Below are 17,620 nucleotides of genomic sequence, written 5' to 3' on the forward strand. Positions count from 1 at the left end.
CGGCGCTGAGCCATTGCGGTGGTGGCGGCCCTTAGCGCATCGACCCGAAAACTGTCATGCGGTTTTCGGAAGAAGCCGATGCAAGATCAACGAGCTATGGGCGCGAACGCAATCCCGGGAGAAGGCTGTGCAGAATACCGATAGGATTTGGACGATCGTCGATTCAAAGCAGGCGGACTATATCGAGCTGAGCGACCGCGTCTTTGAAATGCCCGAGCTCAACTACCGCGAGGTCAAATCGGCTGCAGCCCATGCCGAGCAGCTCCGGCGCGAGGGATTTCGCGTCGAGACGGGCATTGCCGGCTTGCCGACCGCCGTCATGGGCGAAGCGGGAGAAGACGGGCCGGTGATCGCCATCCTTGGCGAATACGACGCGCTGCCGGAGCTTTCGCAGGCGCCTGGCGTGTCCGAGCATCAGCCGCTTCAAAACCAGCCGGCCGGCCATGGCTGCGGCCACAACCTGCTCGGCGCCGGCGCCATGCTGGCGGCCGCGGCGGTCAAGGATTTCCTGGCGGAGCGTGGGCTCAAGGGCCGCGTCCGCTATTATGGCTGCCCGGCCGAGGAAGGCGGGGCAGGCAAAGCCTTCATGGTCAAGGACGGCGCCTTCAAGGACGTCGACATCGCCATTTCCTGGCATCCGGCCGATTTCGCGGCGGTGACGGCAGCCATATCCCTGGCCAACACGACGCTCGATTTCGAGTTCTCCGGCCGCGCCTCGCATGCCGCCGCCGCGCCGCATCTCGGCCGTTCGGCGCTCGACGCCGCCGAGCTGATGAATGTCGGCGTCAACTATATGCGCGAGCATATGCCCTCTGACGCCCGCATTCACTATGCCTATCTCGATGCCGGCGGCATCGCGCCCAATGTCGTGCAGGCCAAGGCGAGGCTGCGCTATGTCGTGCGCGCGACGATGGTCTCCCAGGTCCATGAGCTTATCGCCCGCGTCCGCAAAATCGCCGAAGGCGCGGCGCTGATGACGGAAACGACCGTCACCAGCGAAGTCGTCAGCGCGATGAGCAGCCTCTTGGCGAACACGCCCCTGGAAGATGCGATGCAGCGCAATTTCGACCGGCTCGGCCCACCGCCTTTCGATGCGGACGACGTCGCTTTCGCCAGGCGCATGCAGACAACCGTGACGCCCGCACATATCGAAAGCGCCTTTCGCCGCTCGGGGCTGCCGGTGACGGATTTCCCGCTGTGCAACGCGATCGCGCCCAGGGAGGTGCCGGGGCCGCGGATGATGGGCTCGACCGATGTCGGCGATGTCTCCTGGGCCGTTCCCACGGTCCAGGCGCGCGGCGCGACCTATACGATCGGCACGCCCGGGCATTCCTGGCAATTGACCGCCCATGGCCAATCGCCGCTGGCGCATAAGGGTATGGTTCACGTCGCCAAGATCATGGCTGGCGTCGCCGCGGATGTGCTCGTCGAACCGGGCTTGCTGGAAAAGGCCAAGGCCGACTTCGCGGAGCGTCTTGTCCGCGCCCCCTATAAGCCGCTCCTGCCGGACGACGCCAAGCCGCCTTTCCACATGTTCTGACGCGGGGGGGCGCGTGGAAATCCATGGCCCGGCCGACGATTGGCCGGGCCATGGCCGCTCCGATGCCGGCGCGGCGCCATCAGCAGAAATTGGGTCTCCGCCCGAAAGCAGACCTCTGCTACGCAGCGGCGTTACGACCGGAATCGACCCAGGTCGGACCTCTGCTAGAGCGTGCCCCTTCGACCCGTGCTGACTCTTCTCCGACACGGGGAGAGTCAGCTTAGGGGCAGGCTGATTGTGCCGAAGGCTTCGCCGGCTCGCCATAGGCAATGAGGAATGTTTCGACTGTCGCGTCTGCGTGGCGTTCAAGCTCGGCTTGGGAGCGCGGATTCCTGTTACCCGTGAACATCGCCTCGTTCATGGGAATCCAGAGCAACATTCCAAAGAAATGGCTCGCGGCCAAATAGGGGTCGGGTGTCCGAAGAAGCTGCCGGCTTGTCAGCTGCTGGAAGCAGGTCGCCATCGAGGCAAGCATGCGCTCGAACCCTGTTTCAAACCAGTCGCGGCCGAGCTGAGGCATTCGATCGGCGTTGGCAATGATGAGGCGTCGCAGCTTCAACCGCTCTTCGTCCATCAGCATCGACATGAAGCGTCGGGCGACCTTCTGCAGTCCCCCCGTCATGAATTCCGCCTCGGTCAGCAACGCGGCGACCGCATCGAAGCCTTCGGTAGCCTGAGCGGCCGACGCGCGAATGACCTCGCCAAAGAGCGTCTCCTTGTCGGCGAAATGCTTGTAGACCGTCTGTTTGGAGACGCCGGCCTTGGTGGCGATCTCCTCCATGCTCGTTCCATCATAGCCCTGGCCCACGAACGCCACGGTGGCCGCATGGATGATCTCACGCTCCTTGCGCGCCGAGCGGGTTTCGCCATCAACCTTCATGCCATCCCCAGTTCGGTACTAGACGGTTCCGTTCCGCGCATGATAGGCAAGACACAGTACTAGACCGACTAGTACTGCACCTAAGGAGCGGACCCGACAAATGGTTAGGATGATTTTCGTCAATCTGCCAGTGCGCGACCTGCCGGCGGCGACACGCTTCTATCTTGCGATCGGGGGCACGTTGAATCCGCAGTTCTCGAACGACAAAGCCAGCTCCGTGATGTTCTCGGACTCGATCGGGGTCATGCTGCTGACCCACGACCACTACCGACAGTTCACCGCGCGGCCGATCGGCGACCCCAAGCGCGAGAGCCAGATGCTCATCGCGCTCACCGCTGACAGCAGGGACGAGGTGGACGCCACGATCGAAAAAGGCGTGGCGGCGGGCGGCCGCGCCGATCCAAATCCTGCCCAGGACCTCGGTTTCATGTTCAACCGCCACATCGAGGACCCAGACGGGAATGTTTGGGAGGTTCTGTGGATGGCCCCCTCCGCCATGCAATAGCGGCCACGCGCCGAGGCGGCCCAGCTCCATCGATTTGGACGAAAGCGCCAATGCAAACCTGGTCTCTGGCCCGGCGCGCTCGATCCTCGAAACCACCCATAGATCATACGATCAAGAGGCGAAGTCAGGATGCCTAGTCCAGAACTCAAGGTCGACGCGTACGCCGAAGGCATCGAAGCATTCGCCAAGCCGATCCTGGCCTATCTACGCGGCGTTGTCCGCTCGACCTGCCCGGAGGTTGTCGAGACCTTGAAATGGGGAATCCCCCATTTCGACTACCGAGGCGAGATGATGTGCATTTTTGCCGCCTACAAGTCGCATTGCGCCTTTTCCTTCTGGAAAGGCTCGCTGATGAGCGACCCGCGGCTCAAGGCGAGCGTCGATTTGCCGGCGTCCAAACGCTTCATGGGCAAGTTGACGGCTCTCGCCGATCTCCCTGTCGACGCCGAGCTTATCGCTTGGATTCAGGAGGCCATGGTGCTCAACGAGCAAGGCGCGAAGGTCGCGCCGCGCACGTCATCCGCGCCCGCCAAGACCGTCGTCGCGCCGCCTGCTTTCGTCGACCGCCTTGCGGCTTCCCCATCGGTCAAGACGATATTCGAGAGCAAGTCGGCGTCGTTCCGGAAAGAGTACATCGTCTGGATCGCCGACGCGAAAACCGAAGCCACGCGCGACAAGCGGATCGACGAGGCTCTTGCCTGGATCGCCGAAGGCAAGGGCCGGTTCTGGAAATATGCGAAGGGCGGCTGAAAGCTTTCGCCCCCGCTGGAGACCGCCGCTCAGCGAGCGCGACCCGAAGGGAAATCGTCCACGGTGGGCGTGAACGCGCACGGCCAAACCCGTTGGCCCGCATGGCCTTGGACTGCCCCTCCAGCGCCCACTTGCTGGCGCGGTGAAGTGTGCGGTTGCCCGAGGCAAGCCGTCACGTCTGCGCGTGCTTGATTAGATTGTCGCGAAGCTTGACGACCGCCTTCTGTGTCCCGGCGAACTCATCGGCAGCCATGCCGGTCGCCTTGACCAATGTCCGCTGCGCCCCCTTCTCGCGCAGGCGGCGGCCCTCCTCGGTCAGGCTGACGATGACCTGGCGCTCATCGCTGGGGTCGCGCCGGCGGCGCAGATAGCCCAGCTCCTCGAGCTTCTTGAGCATCGGCGTCAGCGTGTTCGACTCGAGGAACAGCTTCTCGCCCAGGCTCTTGACCGTCTGGTTGTCCTCCTCCCACAGGGCCACGATCGCGATCCACTGGGTATAGGTGAGGCCGAGCGCCTCGAGGATCGGCTTATAGGCCCGGCCATAGGCGAGATTGGCCGAATAGACCGCAAAGCACATGAAATCGGCGAGCTTCGGCGTTGCAGGGCCAGTGGCCTTCGATTTGGTCATGGACGTCTCCGCTCCGGCATGGGCCGGACAAGGCCAATATAGATCGCATGCGATTAAATCGGAAGAGGGTTGACAATCCGAGGTACGCCGACCAATTACATCGCATCCGATTAAAGCGGATACGATATCAACGGAAAGGAGACCGTCATGGCCACCAAGATCCTCTATACCGGCAAGACCCACACCACCGGCGGGCGTGAAGGCGCCGCTCGCAGCTCCGACGGCCGCCTCGACATCGCCCTCTCCTCGCCCGGCTCCTCGGGCGCCGGCACCAATCCCGAGCAGCTCTTCGCCGCCGGCTGGTCCGCCTGCTTCATCGGCGCGCTCGGCCTTGCCGCCGGCGCACGCAAGATCCGGCTTCCCGCCGACACAGCCGTCGATGCCGAGATCGATCTCGCCAATACCGACGGGGCCTATTTCCTGCGCGCCCGGCTTAACGTCAGCCTTCCCGGCATCGCGCCCGAGATCGCCCAGTCGCTGGTCGAAGCCGCGCACCAGACCTGCCCTTATTCCAAGGCCACGCGCGGCAATATCGAGGTGGTGACCACCATCCTCTGACCAGCTGCACGGCTCCGGCGACCGCACGCCCATCGCGACAAGGGTTCGCGGCAAGACTTCGCAGCAAGCGTGCGGCCGCCCGGCCCTGGCTTCCAACGCCACGCCGACGCAAGCCTTGCACCGAGAACCCGTTTGGACATTCGAGCCCTCATCCTGAGGAGCCGCGTCAGCGGCGTCTCGAAGGATGCTCCAGATATCTCCAGAGCCTCCTGGAGCATCCTTCGAGACGCCATTCCAAGGGGAATGGCTCCTCAGGATGAGGGCTCAGGGAGTTTCCAATCAAACTCTGAGAAGGAGGGCACCGATGTCCCTTTTCATCCCAGCCTATCTCGCAGGCGTGCTGACGATCCTCTCGCCCTGTATCCTGCCGGTCGTGCCGTTCATCCTGGTGCAGGCGAACCGGTCCTTCCATCGCCAGTCCTTCCGTCGACATGGCTTGCCGATGCTGCTGGGGCTGGCTTTTGCCTTCGCCGCGGTGGCGAGCCTGGCAGCGGTCGCCGGGGGCTGGGCTGTCCAGGCGAACCGCTTCGGGCGCGCCGTCGCCTTGGTCCTGCTCGCCGGCTTCGGTCTTGGCCTGATCTTTCCAGCGCTCGCCGCCCGCCTCTCCTCGCCGCTGGTGGGAGCTGGATCGTGGCTGGCGGCATGGACACAGAGAGGACGGGCCGAGGGCGGACAGGCCGGCACGCTCTCCTCGGTCGTCCTCGGCGTGGCCACCGGACTGCTCTGGACGCCCTGCGCCGGCCCGGTGCTGGGGCTGATCCTCTCCGGCGCGGCGTTGAGCGGGCCCGGTCCGCAGACCAGCGCGCTCCTGCTCGCCTATGGCCTCGGCGCTGCCACCTCGCTCGCCGCCACCATGCTCGCCGGGCGGCAACTCCTCGCCCGCTTGCGGCCTTCACTGCCCTGGGTCGAGCGGGCGCGCCGGCTCGCTGGGGCCGCTGTCATCGGCAGCGTGGCGCTGCTGGCGCTCGGCCTCGACACCAGCCTGCTGCAGCGCCTCTCCGCCGAGCAGACCGCCAAGCTGGAAAACACGCTGATGACAAGCATCGCAAAGGTCGTTGGCGGCTTCGGGCAATCCGCCGGCGCCGCCGTCCCCGATACGCTACCCGGTCCACTCGCTGCGCTGCTCGACAGGCAGGGCTGGATCAATTCGCCGCCGCTGCGCACTGAGGCGCTGCGCGGCAAAGTCGTCGTCGTCAGTTTCTGGACCTATTCCTGCATCAACTGCCTGCGCGCGCTTCCGCATCTGAAGGCCTGGGCGGACAGGTACAAGGATCAAGGTCTCGTCGTCATCGGCGTCCACGCGCCGGAATTCGCCTTCGAGCGGGATCGCAACAATGTGGCCCAGGCCAGCCTATCGCTCGGCCTGGGTTATCCGGTCGTGCTCGACAATGATTTTCGCATCTGGCGGGCTTTCGGCAATAGCGGCTGGCCGGGCGTCCATATCGTCGGCAGCGACGGCCGGGTCCGCCATCAGGTGACCGGCGAAGGCCGCTACGACCAGTCCGAGCAGGTTATCCGGCGCCTGCTGACTGAGGCGAATGCGATCGACAGCGCCGGCTCCAGCCAGCCGGTCGAAGGCCAGGGCGCCCAGAAGCAAGCGGATTGGAGCAATCTGCGTTCGCCCGAAACCTATCTCGGTCATGACAAGGCCGAGCGCTTCGCCTCGGCGGGCTCGCTTACCCCGGACGAACCGCGCGAATACCGGCACCCCGCCACGCTGCCGGCCAATGCCTGGAGCCTGTCGGGCAACTGGACGGTCGGCCCCGAATTCGCCGCACTGAACCAGGCTGGAGGCGGACTGCGCTACCGCGTCCATGCCCGCGACCTGCATCTCGTGCTGGTTCCGGGCGCGCCCGACCGCCCGGTCCGGTTTCGCGTCAGGATCGACGGCGCCGCGCCAGGAGCAAGCCATGGCTCGGATAGCGACGAGCAGGGTTTTGGCACCGTCCGCGACGGGCGGCTCTACCAGCTCCTGCGCCAGGCCGGCCCGGTCGCGGAGCGGACCGTCGAGATCGAGTTCCTCGACCCGGGCGTGCGCGCCTACGCCTTCACCTTCGGCTGAGGGCGCCAACCCGCGCTCTCTTCAAGACAACCAGACAACCCCAGCAAGACAATCCCAGGAGAATGACAATGCAGCGCTCCCCCGAACCCGTCGACCGGAACCGCCGCCGCCTGCTGGCAAGCGTGGCCGCTGCGCTGGCCGCCACGCAGCTTGGCCCGATCAGCCCGGCCATGGCCCAGCCGGCGGCAGCACTACGCGGCGCCTCCGGCTTCCCCGCCCTCAAGCAGATCGAGGCCGGCGTCCTCAATATCGGCTATGTCGATGCCGGCCCGAGCGACGGCCGCGTCGTCATCCTGCTGCATGGCTGGCCCTACGACATCCACAGCTACATCGATGTCGTGCCCGTGCTGACGGCCAGGGGCTACCGCGTGATCGTGCCGCATCTGCGTGGCTACGGCACGACCCGGTTCCTCTCGGATGCGACGCCGCGCAACGGACAGCAAGCGGCGCTCGCCGTCGACGTGATCGCGCTGATGGACGCGCTCAAGATCGAGAAGGCCGTGCTCGGCGGCTATGATTGGGGCGCGCGGACCGTCAACATCGTCGCCGCGCTCTGGCCGCAGCGCGTCAAGGCCATGGTCTCGGTCAGCGGTTATCTGATCGGCAGCCAGAGCGCCAACCGGATGCCGCTGCCGCCCAAGGCCGAGCAGGACTGGTGGTACCAGTATTATTTCGCCACCGAGCGCGGCCGGCTCGGCTATCAGCAGAACACGCATGCTTTCGCGCAACTGATCTGGCAGACCGCATCGCCGCGCTGGGCCTTCGACGACGCCACCTTCGCACGCAGCGCGGCCTCTCTCGACAATCCCGATCACGTCGCGATCACCATCCACAACTACCGCTGGCGGCTTAGCCTGGCGGAGGGCGAGGCCCGCTATGACGATCTGGAGCAGCGCCTCGCCCAGGCTCCCACGATCGCCGTGCCGACCATCACGCTGGAAGGCGACGCCAATGGCGCACCGCATCCCGACCCGGCAGCCTATGCCAGGAAGTTCTCGGGCTGGTATCAGCACAGGAGCCTCTCCGGCGGGATTGGGCACAACCCGCCGCAGGAGGCGCCCGCAGCCTTCGCTGACGCGATCATCGCGGTCGATCGCGCTTGAACCCGGTCGGGGAATGACCGAGTTTGAGCGCCTTGCCGGGGCGCCAGGACCGTATGGATCGCATCGATGCGATGAGGGTGTTCATCGCCGCCCTCGATGAAGGAAGCCTCGCCGGGGCGGGCCGCCAGCTCGGCCGCTCCCCGGCGGCGGTCAGCCGGGCGGTCGCCTTCCTCGAGCAGCAGGTCGGCGCCACGCTGCTGCACCGAACCACGCGGGCGATCAGGCTCAGCGAGATCGGCGAGCGCTATGCCGCGGCATGCCGGCGCGTCCTCGCCGAATTGCAGGAGGCCGAGGCCGTGGGGGCCGATGAGCGCGTCGCGCCCCACGGCACCTTGACCATCACGGCGCCACCGATCAGCGGCGAGGAGATCCTGCGCCCGATCATCGACGCCTATATCGAGGCCTTCCCCGCCGTCTCGGTCAATCTCGTCTTGCTCGTGCGCAGCGCGAACCTGATCGAGGAAGGCATCGACATCGCGCTGCGCATCCTGGAGCTGCCGGACTCCGCGATGACCGCGATCCGCATCGGCGGTGACGTCAAGCCGGTGATCGTCGCCTCGCCGCGCTATCTGAGCCAGCATCCGCGCATCGACGAGCCCGCCGACCTGACCAGGCACAGCATCATTGCCTGCACCGATTTCGGGCGCGAGGCCTGGGTCTTTCCCCCCGTGAAGGGCGGCTCCATCCCCCGCTCCGTCCCGTTCAAGCCAAGGCTGAGCGTCAACAGCGTCAGGGCGGCGCTGGGCGCGGCTGTCGGCGGGCTCGGCGTCACGCGCCTGCTCTCCTATCATGTCGCCGAGCGCGTGCAGGACGGCTCGCTGATGCTCCTCCTGCGAGACGCCGAGCCGCCGGCCCGCCCGGTCAATCTGGTGCTGCCGCAGGGCCGCTCCTCGGTTCCCAAGGTCCGTGCCTTCCTCGATTTCGCGGTGCCACGGCTGCGCGCCGACTTCGCCCGGCTCTCGGCCGAGTCGATCGCGATGCATGGCGAGAAGCATTCTTCCGTTTGACGGAAGAATGCCTGCCTAACGACGGGCATTCAGTCGCTCCGCGAAATCGCCAAAATGATCCTCACCAGGCCAGACGGGCCGGGCAGCGGCGATTTCGCTCGCTGTCGACGAGATGAGGATCATCATGAGCAACGAACGGAAAGTGGCTATCGTCACCGGTGCTTCACAGGGCATCGGGGCTGCGCTGGTGAAGGGATTTCGCGACCGCAATTATCGCGTCGTGGCGACGTCGCGCTCGATCAAGCAGGGCAGCGACCCCGACATTCTCGCCGTTCCCGGCGACATCGCCGATCCGGCGACGGCCGAGGCGGTGATCCGCGAGGCGCTCGCCCGCTTTGGACGGATCGACACGCTGGTGAACAATGCCGGCGTCTTCATCGCCAAGCCCTTCACCGACTACACCGCCGCCGATTTCGAGGCCAAGATCGCGACCAACCTCGCCGGCTTCTTCCACATCACGCAGCGGGCCGCAGGCCAGATGCTGAAGCAGGGCTCCGGCCATATCGTCAGCATCACCACGAGCCTGACCGACCATGCGATCGCCGGGGTCCCGACCGTTCTTGCCAATCTGACCAAGGGCGGCATCAATTCGGCGACGAAGGCGCTCGCCATCGAATATGCGGGGCGGGGCATCCGCGTGAACGCCGTCTCGCCGGGCGTGATCAAGACGCCGATGCATCCGCCGCAGACGCATGAATTCCTCGCCGCTCTCCACCCGGTGAAGCGGATGGGCGAGATCCGCGACATCGTCGAGGCCGTGCTGTTCCTGGAGAGCGCAGGCTTCGTCACCGGCGAGATCCTGCATGTCGATGGCGGCCAGAGCGCCGGGCACTGAGAGAAGGAGGGACACCATGCCGATCGTCACCATCCAGGTCACGCGGGAGGGCTCGGGCCCCGGCCGCAGCTCGGTTACGCCCGAGGAGAAGGCCCAGCTCATCGCCGGCGTCAGCCAGCTCCTGCTCGATGTGCTGCACAAGCCGCTCGATGCGACCTTCGTCGTGATCGAGGAGGTGGAGCTCGAAAACTGGGGCTGGGGCGGCTTGCCCGTGCCCGAATATCGCAAGCGGCGCGCGGCGGGCTAAAGGCATCCTCGGGCGAGGCGGACGCGGGCTCGCGTGAGGACGATGCGTTAAACCACAGCGCTGGAGCTTGCAGTCTTGGCAGCGAACCACGCCGTCATCCCGGGCGAAGCGAAGCGCAGAGCAACTGTCATGTTCAGCTTGCTTTGTTGTTGAATTGCCAGGGTTTTTGATTGCGCGCCATGGCGTTGAGAACGACGAGGATACGTCTGGCGAGTGCGATGAGGGCGACTTTGGCGGCTTTGCCGGCTTTGCGCAGGCCGTCATAGATGGCCTTGGCCCAGGGATTGTGGAGCTTGGCTGCGAAGGCGGCGAGGTAGAGGCTGCGCCGCAGGGCGTCGCGTCCGGCTTCGATGTGGCTGATGCCGCGGGATTTGCCGCTGTCGTACGGATAGGGAGCGACGCCGGCCAGCGCCGCAGCCTTCCTGGCGTCGATATGGCCGAGTTCAGGCATCTCGGCGAGGAGGACCCGGATGGTGTTGGGTCCGATACCGGTCATGCTGTCGAGGAGCTCGGCCTTGGCGCTGAACTCCTCATCGGCTGCGATCAACACTTCGATGGCGGCCTGGGCTTGCTTCACGGTACTGCGGATGGCGTCCATCTCGGTCTCGATCACGCGGCGCAGGGCCTCGACCTCGATGTGATCGAGGCGGTTCTGCAGGCGCAGGAGGTAGGCTTGCGCCCGGGCGATCTCACGCGACCAGAGCGTCAGCTCCTGCTGCGAGAGGCTGGGCTTTGGGAAGGGCCTGGCCTCGTGGGCGACGAGGAAATCGGCGATCAGGCGGGCATCGAGCGGATCGGTCTTGGCGCGGTTGCCGCGTGCCTTGGCGAATTGACGGCAGCGCCAACTATCGACCATCAGCACGGTGAAGCCCGCCTCGCGAAACAGGCTGACGGCAAGCCGTTCATATCCGCCGGTCGGTTCCATGCCGACGGTGGTGAAGCCGGCCTGCAGCAGACGCTTGATCTGCGCCAGGATGGCCGGCGCGGTATTGTCGATCCGCACGACCTTGCTGGCGATGGCAAGGTCGAGCCAGCCTTTGGAAACGTCGATGCCGACGGGGCTGTTCTGTGTCATGGTCATAAGCATCCCAGGCTTGGAAGCGAGGTCAAAAGCCCCGTGCAACTGTTCGGACTGGCTTGGGTGCGGCCGACTGCTCTTGCTCTGTTCAACCTCTTGAGGGCTGACCGGGATCTCGGCATCTCGACCGCGCCGGCTGGGGATGGCCGTCCCCGGCCGGCCAAACCATCTTACACAGTCTGCCTTTCCAACCCGGGATCCATGCCGGAGCGCTGCCTGGTTAGGTTCAGGCATGGATCCCGGATCGGCGCCGCTACGCGGCTTGTCCGGGATGACGGCGTGGTTCCGAGCATAAACGGCAGGTTCCAGGACCCTATTTTCAAGCGAAGCGGACACCGGTTCGCGTCAAGACAATGCGATGAAGCCAAGGAGCTGGAGCATTTCCGCGCTTCGGAGAAACGCAAGGAATGCTCTGGTCTCGCCGACGCCCTGACCCCACCATGTCTGCGACACAGCGTTGAAGGGAACCGCCATGACCACGTCAAGCCAGACGCGACTGCTCGAGCTTCTCGGCATCGCGCTTCCGATCATCCAGGCGCCGATGGCGGGTTCCTCGACGCCGGCGATGGCGATTGCGGTCAGCGAGGCCGGTGGGCTCGGCTCCCTGCCGAGCGCCCAATATGACGAAAGCGGGCTGCGGGCGGCGCTCGACCGGGTGCGGGCCGGCACGCGCCGTCCGATCAATCTCAATTTCTTCAGCCACAGCAACCCGGCCGATGATCCGCAGCGCCAGGCCGCCTGGCTCAAGCGCCTCAGCGGCTATTATGGCGAGGCCGGGCTCGACCCCGACATGCCAAAGCCCGCCACGGGGCGCACGCCCTTCGACGCGGTGGCAGCAGGCGTGGTCGAGGATTACAGGCCGGAGGTCGTCAGCTTCCATTTCGGGCTGCCCCCAGTCGATCTGCTCGAGCGCGTCAAGCGCACAGGAGCGAAGATCTTGTCCTCCGCGACCACGGTCACTGAGGCGCGCTGGCTCGCCGAGCGCGGCGTCGATGCGATCATCGCCATGGGCGCCGAGGCTGGCGGCCATCGCGGCAGCTTCCTGACCGATGAGATGTCGGAGCAGATCGGCACCTTCGCGCTGGTGCCGCAGGTCGTCGATGCCGTCTCCGTCCCGGTGATCGCGGCCGGCGGCATATCCGACCGGCGCGGCGTCCTCGCCGCCTTCGCACTGGGCGCTGCCGCCGTGCAGGTCGGCACGGCCTATCTGTTCACGCCGGAGGCGAAGATCTCGCCGGTCTACCGCAAGGCACTCGGCATGTGCGAACGGCCGACCGCGCTCACCAATCTGTTTACCGGCCGGCCGGCGCGCGGCATCGTCAACCGCGCCATGGCGGAGCTTGGACCGCTCAGCGACCTCGCGCCGCCCTTCCCGACCGCCGGCACAATGCTGGGACCGCTGCGCAGCGCCGCGGAAACTGCGGGCCGCGACGACTTCAGCCCGCTCTGGGCCGGGCAATCCTTCCCGCTCGCCCGGCCGATGCCGGCGGCGGCATTAACCAGAATGCTCGCGGGCGTGGAGATCTGAAGGGTTCGTGAATGGGGCCTGGCAGCCGAGCCGAGCTGTCCGCACTCAGAGATATTCGACCCCAAAATCAGTTCCATTCTGCCATCTCAGTGCAACTTTACGTGCACCATGGGCTCCGGCAATAATCAGTCGAAATGTCTCTGGAAGCGAGAACGGCATCGCTACCCTAAGTCGCGCGCCGCCAGTCGACATGTCCCGAACGACGCAATCAATCGTCGCATTGAGATGCTCGATGACGATCGAGCCCTTCTTGTAAACGCGCTGTCTTGGCTCACGCCGCCGATCCGTCGTGCGCGACACATTTGCCGTCGTAGCTGTGCCCCGATCAGGTGAAGCGCCAGCGCCGGACGATGTCGTTTGACCCGACGGCCGTTCGGCAACACGGAATTTATCGGTCGTTCCCCTGATGGCAGCAAGTGCAGCATTCGCGGGCGCAATCAGATCTGCGGGGAGCAAGACGCCAATCGCCGCCTTGTCGTCACACAAACAAGCGCCAATTTTACCGGAAAAACTTAATGTAAGATCATCAAAATTTACTGTAAAACTAAGATATTCAGAAATCTTTGCGCAAATATTATCAAGCATCGATATGCTATTTGCTACATTTGTTATTATTATAAATTTTCCAGAACCGTAATATCCAACAATATCTTCAGATCTAACCCTTAACTTCAATGCATCAGAAAACACTGAAACGATCTTATCCGATTTGCTCAACCCTATTTTTCCAATAATTTCATCGTAAAATTCAATTTCAGCAGATACGATTGCATAATTTGCTCTGGCCTGAGCAGTCAGAGCCGAAAGCTGACGCAAGCGAGCGTTTATGGCGACATCGTTAGCAAGCTTGGTGGTTGGATCTACGCCAGCAAATTTTGCAAGGCGATTATGCTCAAGCTCAGAAGCCCGTTCTTGACGAGATTTTCTCACGCATTTTTTGACTGTCGAGGCTAGTTCAGGCCCATCGAGATCCCGCTTTGTAAGGTAGTCGCTTACGCCCAGGCGCAGCGCTTTGATCACCGTGCGTTCTTTACCATCGCCGGTCACCATTATGACTGGAGGAAGATTCGGGAAATAGTCGATAAGTCTCTGCAAAACATTCAGGCCGTTGTCATCGCCAAGATCATAATCCAACATGATGCAGTCGGGCTGTGTACGCTCGATCGCATCGATCAAGCCGTCCGATGTTTGGGATTTTTCCACGCTGAAATCGCCGCCTGCCTGCAGCATAGCCGCAGCCAACTCGCGAAAGATCGGATCGTCATCGAGCAGGGCGACCTTCAGATGACCTAAATCTTGAGCCACGTTCAAACCTCATTCACAGGGTGATCTGTCCAGCAGCGACTGTAAGATACCTCCAGAATTTACTCAGAGCGGACATGAATGCGGGTCGTAGAACCGACCTCGATTTCATCGGGCGGGTCGATAGCTCCGAGTTGGGCGATGGTCGACAAGGCCGCTAGCCGCAGAACGTTCAATTCGGCCAGGCACTGTTCGGGATCTTGTTCGTTCTTCACGATCGGTTCAGCAAATCGGCACGTCTCAGAGAGCGCCCTGAAGCCAAGCATTCCAGTCGTGGACGCCAAACGGTGCACTCGCGATGCGAGCGACAAGCTTTGGGTCGGATCCATCTTAAAGGGCTGTTCGAGCTCGAGCTTGAGCATCGTCATGAAGCGCAAAGCCGTGGTCCGGGATATCATGCCAGCGAGCTTCTCAAAGACCGCACTATCGAAAAGAGGTCTTTCGATTTTGTCGTCTCCTCGACCGGGTGTCGCATGCGGCATGACCGTTCTGGTCGCCGATGTCAGAGACGATCTGAGCTCGTCGAGATCGATTGGTTTGCAAATCCAGGCGTTGATCCCGCATTCTTCAAATACCGGCTCCATCTCAGGGAGCACATTGGCCGTCAATGCAATGATCGGGACATGCGATTGCTCTGCCGGCAATCCTCTGATGCGCTTCGTCGCTTCGATACCGTCCATCACCGGCATCCTGATATCCATGAGTACGACGTCGTAAACCGTGTGCGAGACGGCATCGACCGCCGATGCACCGTTGTCCACCACGTCAACCGTGTGCCCCATGGAATGCAGGAGATGCACCGCCAGTTCCTGGTTCATCGCGATGTCCTCTGCCAGCAGAATATGCAGGCTTCGCTGGAACGCATCGAGAGCGGTCGCCGGCGACGTCGCTTCAACCGGTTGAGTCGATCGGTCGATGGGAAGGTCAATTGCAAACGAAAAAGTCGAACCAATGCCTGGCTGGCTCTCCACCGAAATCGAGCCCCCCATCAGCTCGACCAGACTTTGACTGATGGCGAGGCCCAGCCCGGTGCCGCCATAGTCTCGTGAAGTGGAGCTGTCGACCTGGCTGAATCTCTTGAACAGGCGATCCATCTTATCGGCCGGAATACCGATTCCGGTGTCGGTAACGCCAAAGTGAAGCGTTGAAACGGCATCGCCCTCTGACGTCGAAAACACACTGATGACGACACGCCCTCGCGCCGTGAATTTCACGGCGTTGGCAATCAGGTTGGTCAAGATCTGTTTCAGCCGATTGTCATCGCCCACAACCCGGCCTGGCAGATCGGGATCACAATCCACGACAAGCTCGATGCCCTTGTCATCGGCCTGCCGCATCAGAAGCTCGGCGGTCGCCCTGACCATTTCCGCAGGCGCGAAGCCTCGCGGATCGAGCTCAATGCCGTTGGCCTCAATGCTGGAAACATCGAGAACGTCATTCACGATCGAAAGCAGCATCTCACTGGCATTTACGATGATCTGCGCTTGGCGAGCTTCGGGAGTTTCGCGCAGCGCAGCGCTTTGGGAGAGTAAGCGCGCAAATCCAAGGATGCTGTTGAGCGGTGTGCGCAGCTCATGGCTCATGGACGCCAAGAATGTTGACTTGGCGCGTGCTGCGGCCTCCGCTCCGTCTCTCGCCTCTCTCAGCTCCTGCTGCTGCTGATGGCGTTCCGTAACGTCGCGTATGACGGCGATGATGTTCGGACATTCGCTCTCATCTGCCTTGAGGAGTGTATAAGCGGTTTCGACCCAAATCCATCGTCCATCCCGGTGTCGCAGCCGGTGAACGCTCGTCACAGTTGGATTGGAGGGACCCAGGCTGCGCCTCAGCTTCAACAAACCGTCCGCATCATCCGCATGAACGAAGTCCTCCCGCCGCATGGTGACGAATTCGTCCGGGGAATATCCGAGCAGTTGCCGGACCGATGGCGATGCATAGATCCTTTTGTCATCCTGATTACGAACCAAGACGATCACATCGCTTGTGTTTTCAGCCAGAAGGCGGAAGAGGGCCTCGTTTTCCCTCAGTTCATGCTCCAGCTTCTTTTGTAAGGTGATATCCCGATAGGTGCGGATCGCGCCAGTGACCCCAAAGGCCTTGGTTCTGATCTCGAGAACAGTTCCGTTGGGGCGCGATCGCTCGTATTTTGATTTGATGCCGTCCTTCAAGACCGGCATGAGTGCGGCGTCAACATCAGAACTGTTTGCGGCAAACTCACCGCGGGCCGCTTGAAAATCGAGGACCGCCTGAGCAGTCGGCCGAGACCTGATGAATTCGGCTGGCAATCCGAGCAGCTCAACTGCCCGGTCGTTGCAGATTTCGATGTGCTTGTCGGAGCCGACGACGATCAGACCATCATCCATGTTTGCGAGAGTTGCGAAAAGGAGGCGGCGCTGTCGATCAGCGTCTCGCGCTTTATGGGCCAGCAATGTGCCCAACAAGCCCGTAACGCAACAAAGGGCAGCGGTGCGTATGAGACCAGCGCGGGTGTTTTCCCACCAAGGGCGCATGATCTCGGACGTCGACGCAGCAACGGCGATCACAAGAGGATAAGTTGACAGCTTCTCGTAGCTATTGATTCGGGATACACCATCAGTTGACGACGTAATCTCGCCGGTACCAATCGGGCCTTTCGGAAGAAGATCCTTGAATATGCCGCCCTGGCTGAGGTCACGCCCCATATTCGCGACCGAGAACGGGCGCCGAGCAAGGAGCGTTGCATCGCTCGAAGCCAGAAGTATCGCCCCGTCGCTTCCAATATTAAATCCGTCAAAGAATTTTTGTAGAAAATCGACCCGAATTGCCGCAACGGCAACGCCAATGAAATTTCCGTCATAGCTTTCTAGGCGCCGAGAGACGGGTATTATCCATTCTGAATCCAATAAACTTTGAATCGGAGCGCCAATATTCAATGATACATCAGATTTATCTCTGTGAGATTTGAAATAATCGCGATCTGATATGTCTATATTTAAATCCTTACTTGTTAATATTACACTTTTGCCTTTGTCGTCAAAAATCGCAAACCCCTGAGTTTGGGGCATTTTTTTGGAAAAAATACGAAGGAAATTGCTTACCTCTAAAGAGTGCGAATTATCGCCTCTGAATTCGATATATTCGTCGGCCGCCGTTGAAAGTATACTATCGACTAATTGAATGGTCGTCTCGGCTTGGCGCGCTACCGATCGAGTAATATTTTCTACATCCTTGCGGCCATCATTGAAGGCTTCTTGCCGCAGAATCGACAGCCTCCACGCTTCGTGCCCAATCAGCGCAAGACAAACGAGTCCGACAAAGGCAGAAATCGCAATGCTGGTCGATACGTCCCGGCGAACGCCGAAAACAGAGTAGCTGAATGCAGGCACGCCTCGGCTCCTTGTCCTCTGGACAGGAACGGTGCCAGCTAGTGCTTAACGAATAGGCTTGTGGATTGAGAGCGGTGTTCCAACGGCAGGCAGAGAAGTCCCGCGCCGCTCGGGCTTAAGCTTAGAGCATTTTCGAGCGAAGTGGACACCGGTTCGCGTGAAGAAAACGCGTTAAAACAAGGGGCTAGAGCCATTGAACGATCCAACTGGATCGGACACTGCTCTAGATAGC

The 17,620-nt window shown here is 62.4% G+C and carries 15 protein-coding genes; 10 read left to right on the forward strand and 5 right to left on the reverse strand.

Annotated features, from left to right (window positions below):
* Positions 1-127 precede the first annotated feature (127 nt).
* A complete protein-coding gene (locus RMR04_RS19745; protein WP_311910045.1) occupies positions 128-1,540 on the forward strand; it encodes a M20 family metallopeptidase in 1,413 nt (470 codons plus the stop codon).
* Positions 1,541-1,760: 220 nt separating this feature from the next.
* On the opposite strand, the gene RMR04_RS19750 is transcribed toward RMR04_RS19745, so the two are convergent.
* Positions 1,761-2,420: a TetR/AcrR family transcriptional regulator gene (locus tag RMR04_RS19750; protein WP_311910047.1), complete on the reverse strand. Its 660-nt coding sequence runs from the start codon at positions 2,418-2,420 to the stop codon at positions 1,761-1,763.
* A 100-nt stretch (positions 2,421-2,520) separates the two neighbouring features.
* Between RMR04_RS19750 and RMR04_RS19755 the strand changes: the two genes are divergently transcribed.
* Complete coding sequence (locus tag RMR04_RS19755) at positions 2,521-2,925, forward strand: VOC family protein (RefSeq protein ID WP_311910048.1); 405 nt, start codon at positions 2,521-2,523, stop codon at positions 2,923-2,925.
* Between the two features lie 129 nt (positions 2,926-3,054).
* Entirely contained in the window at positions 3,055-3,675 is a 621-nt protein-coding gene (locus RMR04_RS19760) for a YdeI/OmpD-associated family protein (RefSeq protein ID WP_311910049.1), read from the forward strand.
* Positions 3,676-3,847: 172 nt separating this feature from the next.
* On the opposite strand, the gene RMR04_RS19765 is transcribed toward RMR04_RS19760, so the two are convergent.
* Complete coding sequence (locus tag RMR04_RS19765; protein ID WP_311910050.1) at positions 3,848-4,303, reverse strand: MarR family winged helix-turn-helix transcriptional regulator; 456 nt, start codon at positions 4,301-4,303, stop codon at positions 3,848-3,850.
* Positions 4,304-4,450: 147 nt separating this feature from the next.
* On the opposite strand from RMR04_RS19765, the gene RMR04_RS19770 reads away from it, so the two are divergent.
* The 6 genes from RMR04_RS19770 (at position 4,451) to RMR04_RS19795 (ending at position 10,115) form a co-directional block, all read left to right on the forward strand.
* On the forward strand, positions 4,451-4,861 hold the full coding sequence (locus RMR04_RS19770; protein WP_311910051.1) for an organic hydroperoxide resistance protein: 411 nt from the start codon (positions 4,451-4,453) through the stop codon (positions 4,859-4,861).
* A 304-nt stretch (positions 4,862-5,165) separates the two neighbouring features.
* Positions 5,166-6,923 (forward strand): redoxin domain-containing protein, encoded by a 1,758-nt coding sequence (locus tag RMR04_RS19775; protein WP_311910052.1) that lies wholly within the window; start codon positions 5,166-5,168, stop codon positions 6,921-6,923.
* A gap of 68 nt (positions 6,924-6,991) precedes the next feature.
* Positions 6,992-8,026, forward strand: coding sequence for an alpha/beta fold hydrolase (locus RMR04_RS19780; protein WP_311910053.1), 1,035 nt, complete (start codon positions 6,992-6,994; stop codon positions 8,024-8,026).
* A 53-nt stretch (positions 8,027-8,079) separates the two neighbouring features.
* Positions 8,080-9,033, forward strand: coding sequence for a LysR family transcriptional regulator (locus RMR04_RS19785; protein WP_311910054.1), 954 nt, complete (start codon positions 8,080-8,082; stop codon positions 9,031-9,033).
* 124 nt (positions 9,034-9,157) lie between these two features.
* Complete coding sequence (locus RMR04_RS19790; protein WP_311910055.1) at positions 9,158-9,868, forward strand: SDR family NAD(P)-dependent oxidoreductase; 711 nt, start codon at positions 9,158-9,160, stop codon at positions 9,866-9,868.
* A gap of 16 nt (positions 9,869-9,884) precedes the next feature.
* On the forward strand, positions 9,885-10,115 hold the full coding sequence (locus RMR04_RS19795) for a tautomerase family protein (RefSeq protein ID WP_310154723.1): 231 nt from the start codon (positions 9,885-9,887) through the stop codon (positions 10,113-10,115).
* Positions 10,116-10,248: 133 nt separating this feature from the next.
* Here the strand turns inward: RMR04_RS19795 and RMR04_RS19800 are convergent, their stop codons facing one another.
* A complete protein-coding gene (locus RMR04_RS19800; RefSeq protein WP_311909627.1) occupies positions 10,249-11,190 on the reverse strand; it encodes an IS110 family RNA-guided transposase in 942 nt (313 codons plus the stop codon).
* A gap of 475 nt (positions 11,191-11,665) precedes the next feature.
* On the opposite strand from RMR04_RS19800, the gene RMR04_RS19805 reads away from it, so the two are divergent.
* Entirely contained in the window at positions 11,666-12,721 is a 1,056-nt protein-coding gene (locus RMR04_RS19805) for an NAD(P)H-dependent flavin oxidoreductase (protein ID WP_311910057.1), read from the forward strand.
* A 45-nt stretch (positions 12,722-12,766) separates the two neighbouring features.
* Here RMR04_RS19805 and RMR04_RS19810 read toward each other — a convergent pair whose 3' ends face one another.
* Together RMR04_RS19810 and RMR04_RS19815 are read right to left on the reverse strand one after the other, a co-directional pair.
* Complete coding sequence (locus RMR04_RS19810) at positions 12,767-14,026, reverse strand: response regulator (protein WP_311910058.1); 1,260 nt, start codon at positions 14,024-14,026, stop codon at positions 12,767-12,769.
* 59 nt (positions 14,027-14,085) lie between these two features.
* Complete coding sequence (locus tag RMR04_RS19815; RefSeq protein WP_311910059.1) at positions 14,086-17,388, reverse strand: ATP-binding protein; 3,303 nt, start codon at positions 17,386-17,388, stop codon at positions 14,086-14,088.
* Positions 17,389-17,620: the final 232 nt, after the last annotated feature.

Origin of the sequence: Bosea sp. 685, from assembly GCF_031884435.1 — a bacterium.
Lineage (GTDB): Bacteria > Pseudomonadota > Alphaproteobacteria > Rhizobiales > Beijerinckiaceae > Allobosea.

Bases quoted from the DNA above. Each gene is read 5' to 3' on its own strand.
- RMR04_RS19790 (WP_311910055.1), top strand. From the start codon at position 9,158: ATGAGCAACGAACGGAAAGTGGCTATCGTCACCGGTGCTTCACAGGGC.
- RMR04_RS19755 (WP_311910048.1), top strand. From the start codon at position 2,521: ATGGTTAGGATGATTTTCGTCAATCTGCCAGTGCGCGACCTGCCGGCG.
- RMR04_RS19805 (WP_311910057.1), top strand. From the start codon at position 11,666: ATGACCACGTCAAGCCAGACGCGACTGCTCGAGCTTCTCGGCATCGCG.
- RMR04_RS19795 (WP_310154723.1), top strand. From the start codon at position 9,885: ATGCCGATCGTCACCATCCAGGTCACGCGGGAGGGCTCGGGCCCCGGC.
- RMR04_RS19765 (WP_311910050.1), bottom strand. From the start codon at position 4,303: ATGACCAAATCGAAGGCCACTGGCCCTGCAACGCCGAAGCTCGCCGAT.
- RMR04_RS19785 (WP_311910054.1), top strand. From the start codon at position 8,080: ATGGATCGCATCGATGCGATGAGGGTGTTCATCGCCGCCCTCGATGAA.
- RMR04_RS19800 (WP_311909627.1), bottom strand. From the start codon at position 11,190: ATGACACAGAACAGCCCCGTCGGCATCGACGTTTCCAAAGGCTGGCTC.
- RMR04_RS19750 (WP_311910047.1), bottom strand. From the start codon at position 2,420: ATGAAGGTTGATGGCGAAACCCGCTCGGCGCGCAAGGAGCGTGAGATC.
- RMR04_RS19780 (WP_311910053.1), top strand. From the start codon at position 6,992: ATGCAGCGCTCCCCCGAACCCGTCGACCGGAACCGCCGCCGCCTGCTG.
- RMR04_RS19775 (WP_311910052.1), top strand. From the start codon at position 5,166: ATGTCCCTTTTCATCCCAGCCTATCTCGCAGGCGTGCTGACGATCCTC.
- RMR04_RS19770 (WP_311910051.1), top strand. From the start codon at position 4,451: ATGGCCACCAAGATCCTCTATACCGGCAAGACCCACACCACCGGCGGG.
- RMR04_RS19760 (WP_311910049.1), top strand. From the start codon at position 3,055: ATGCCTAGTCCAGAACTCAAGGTCGACGCGTACGCCGAAGGCATCGAA.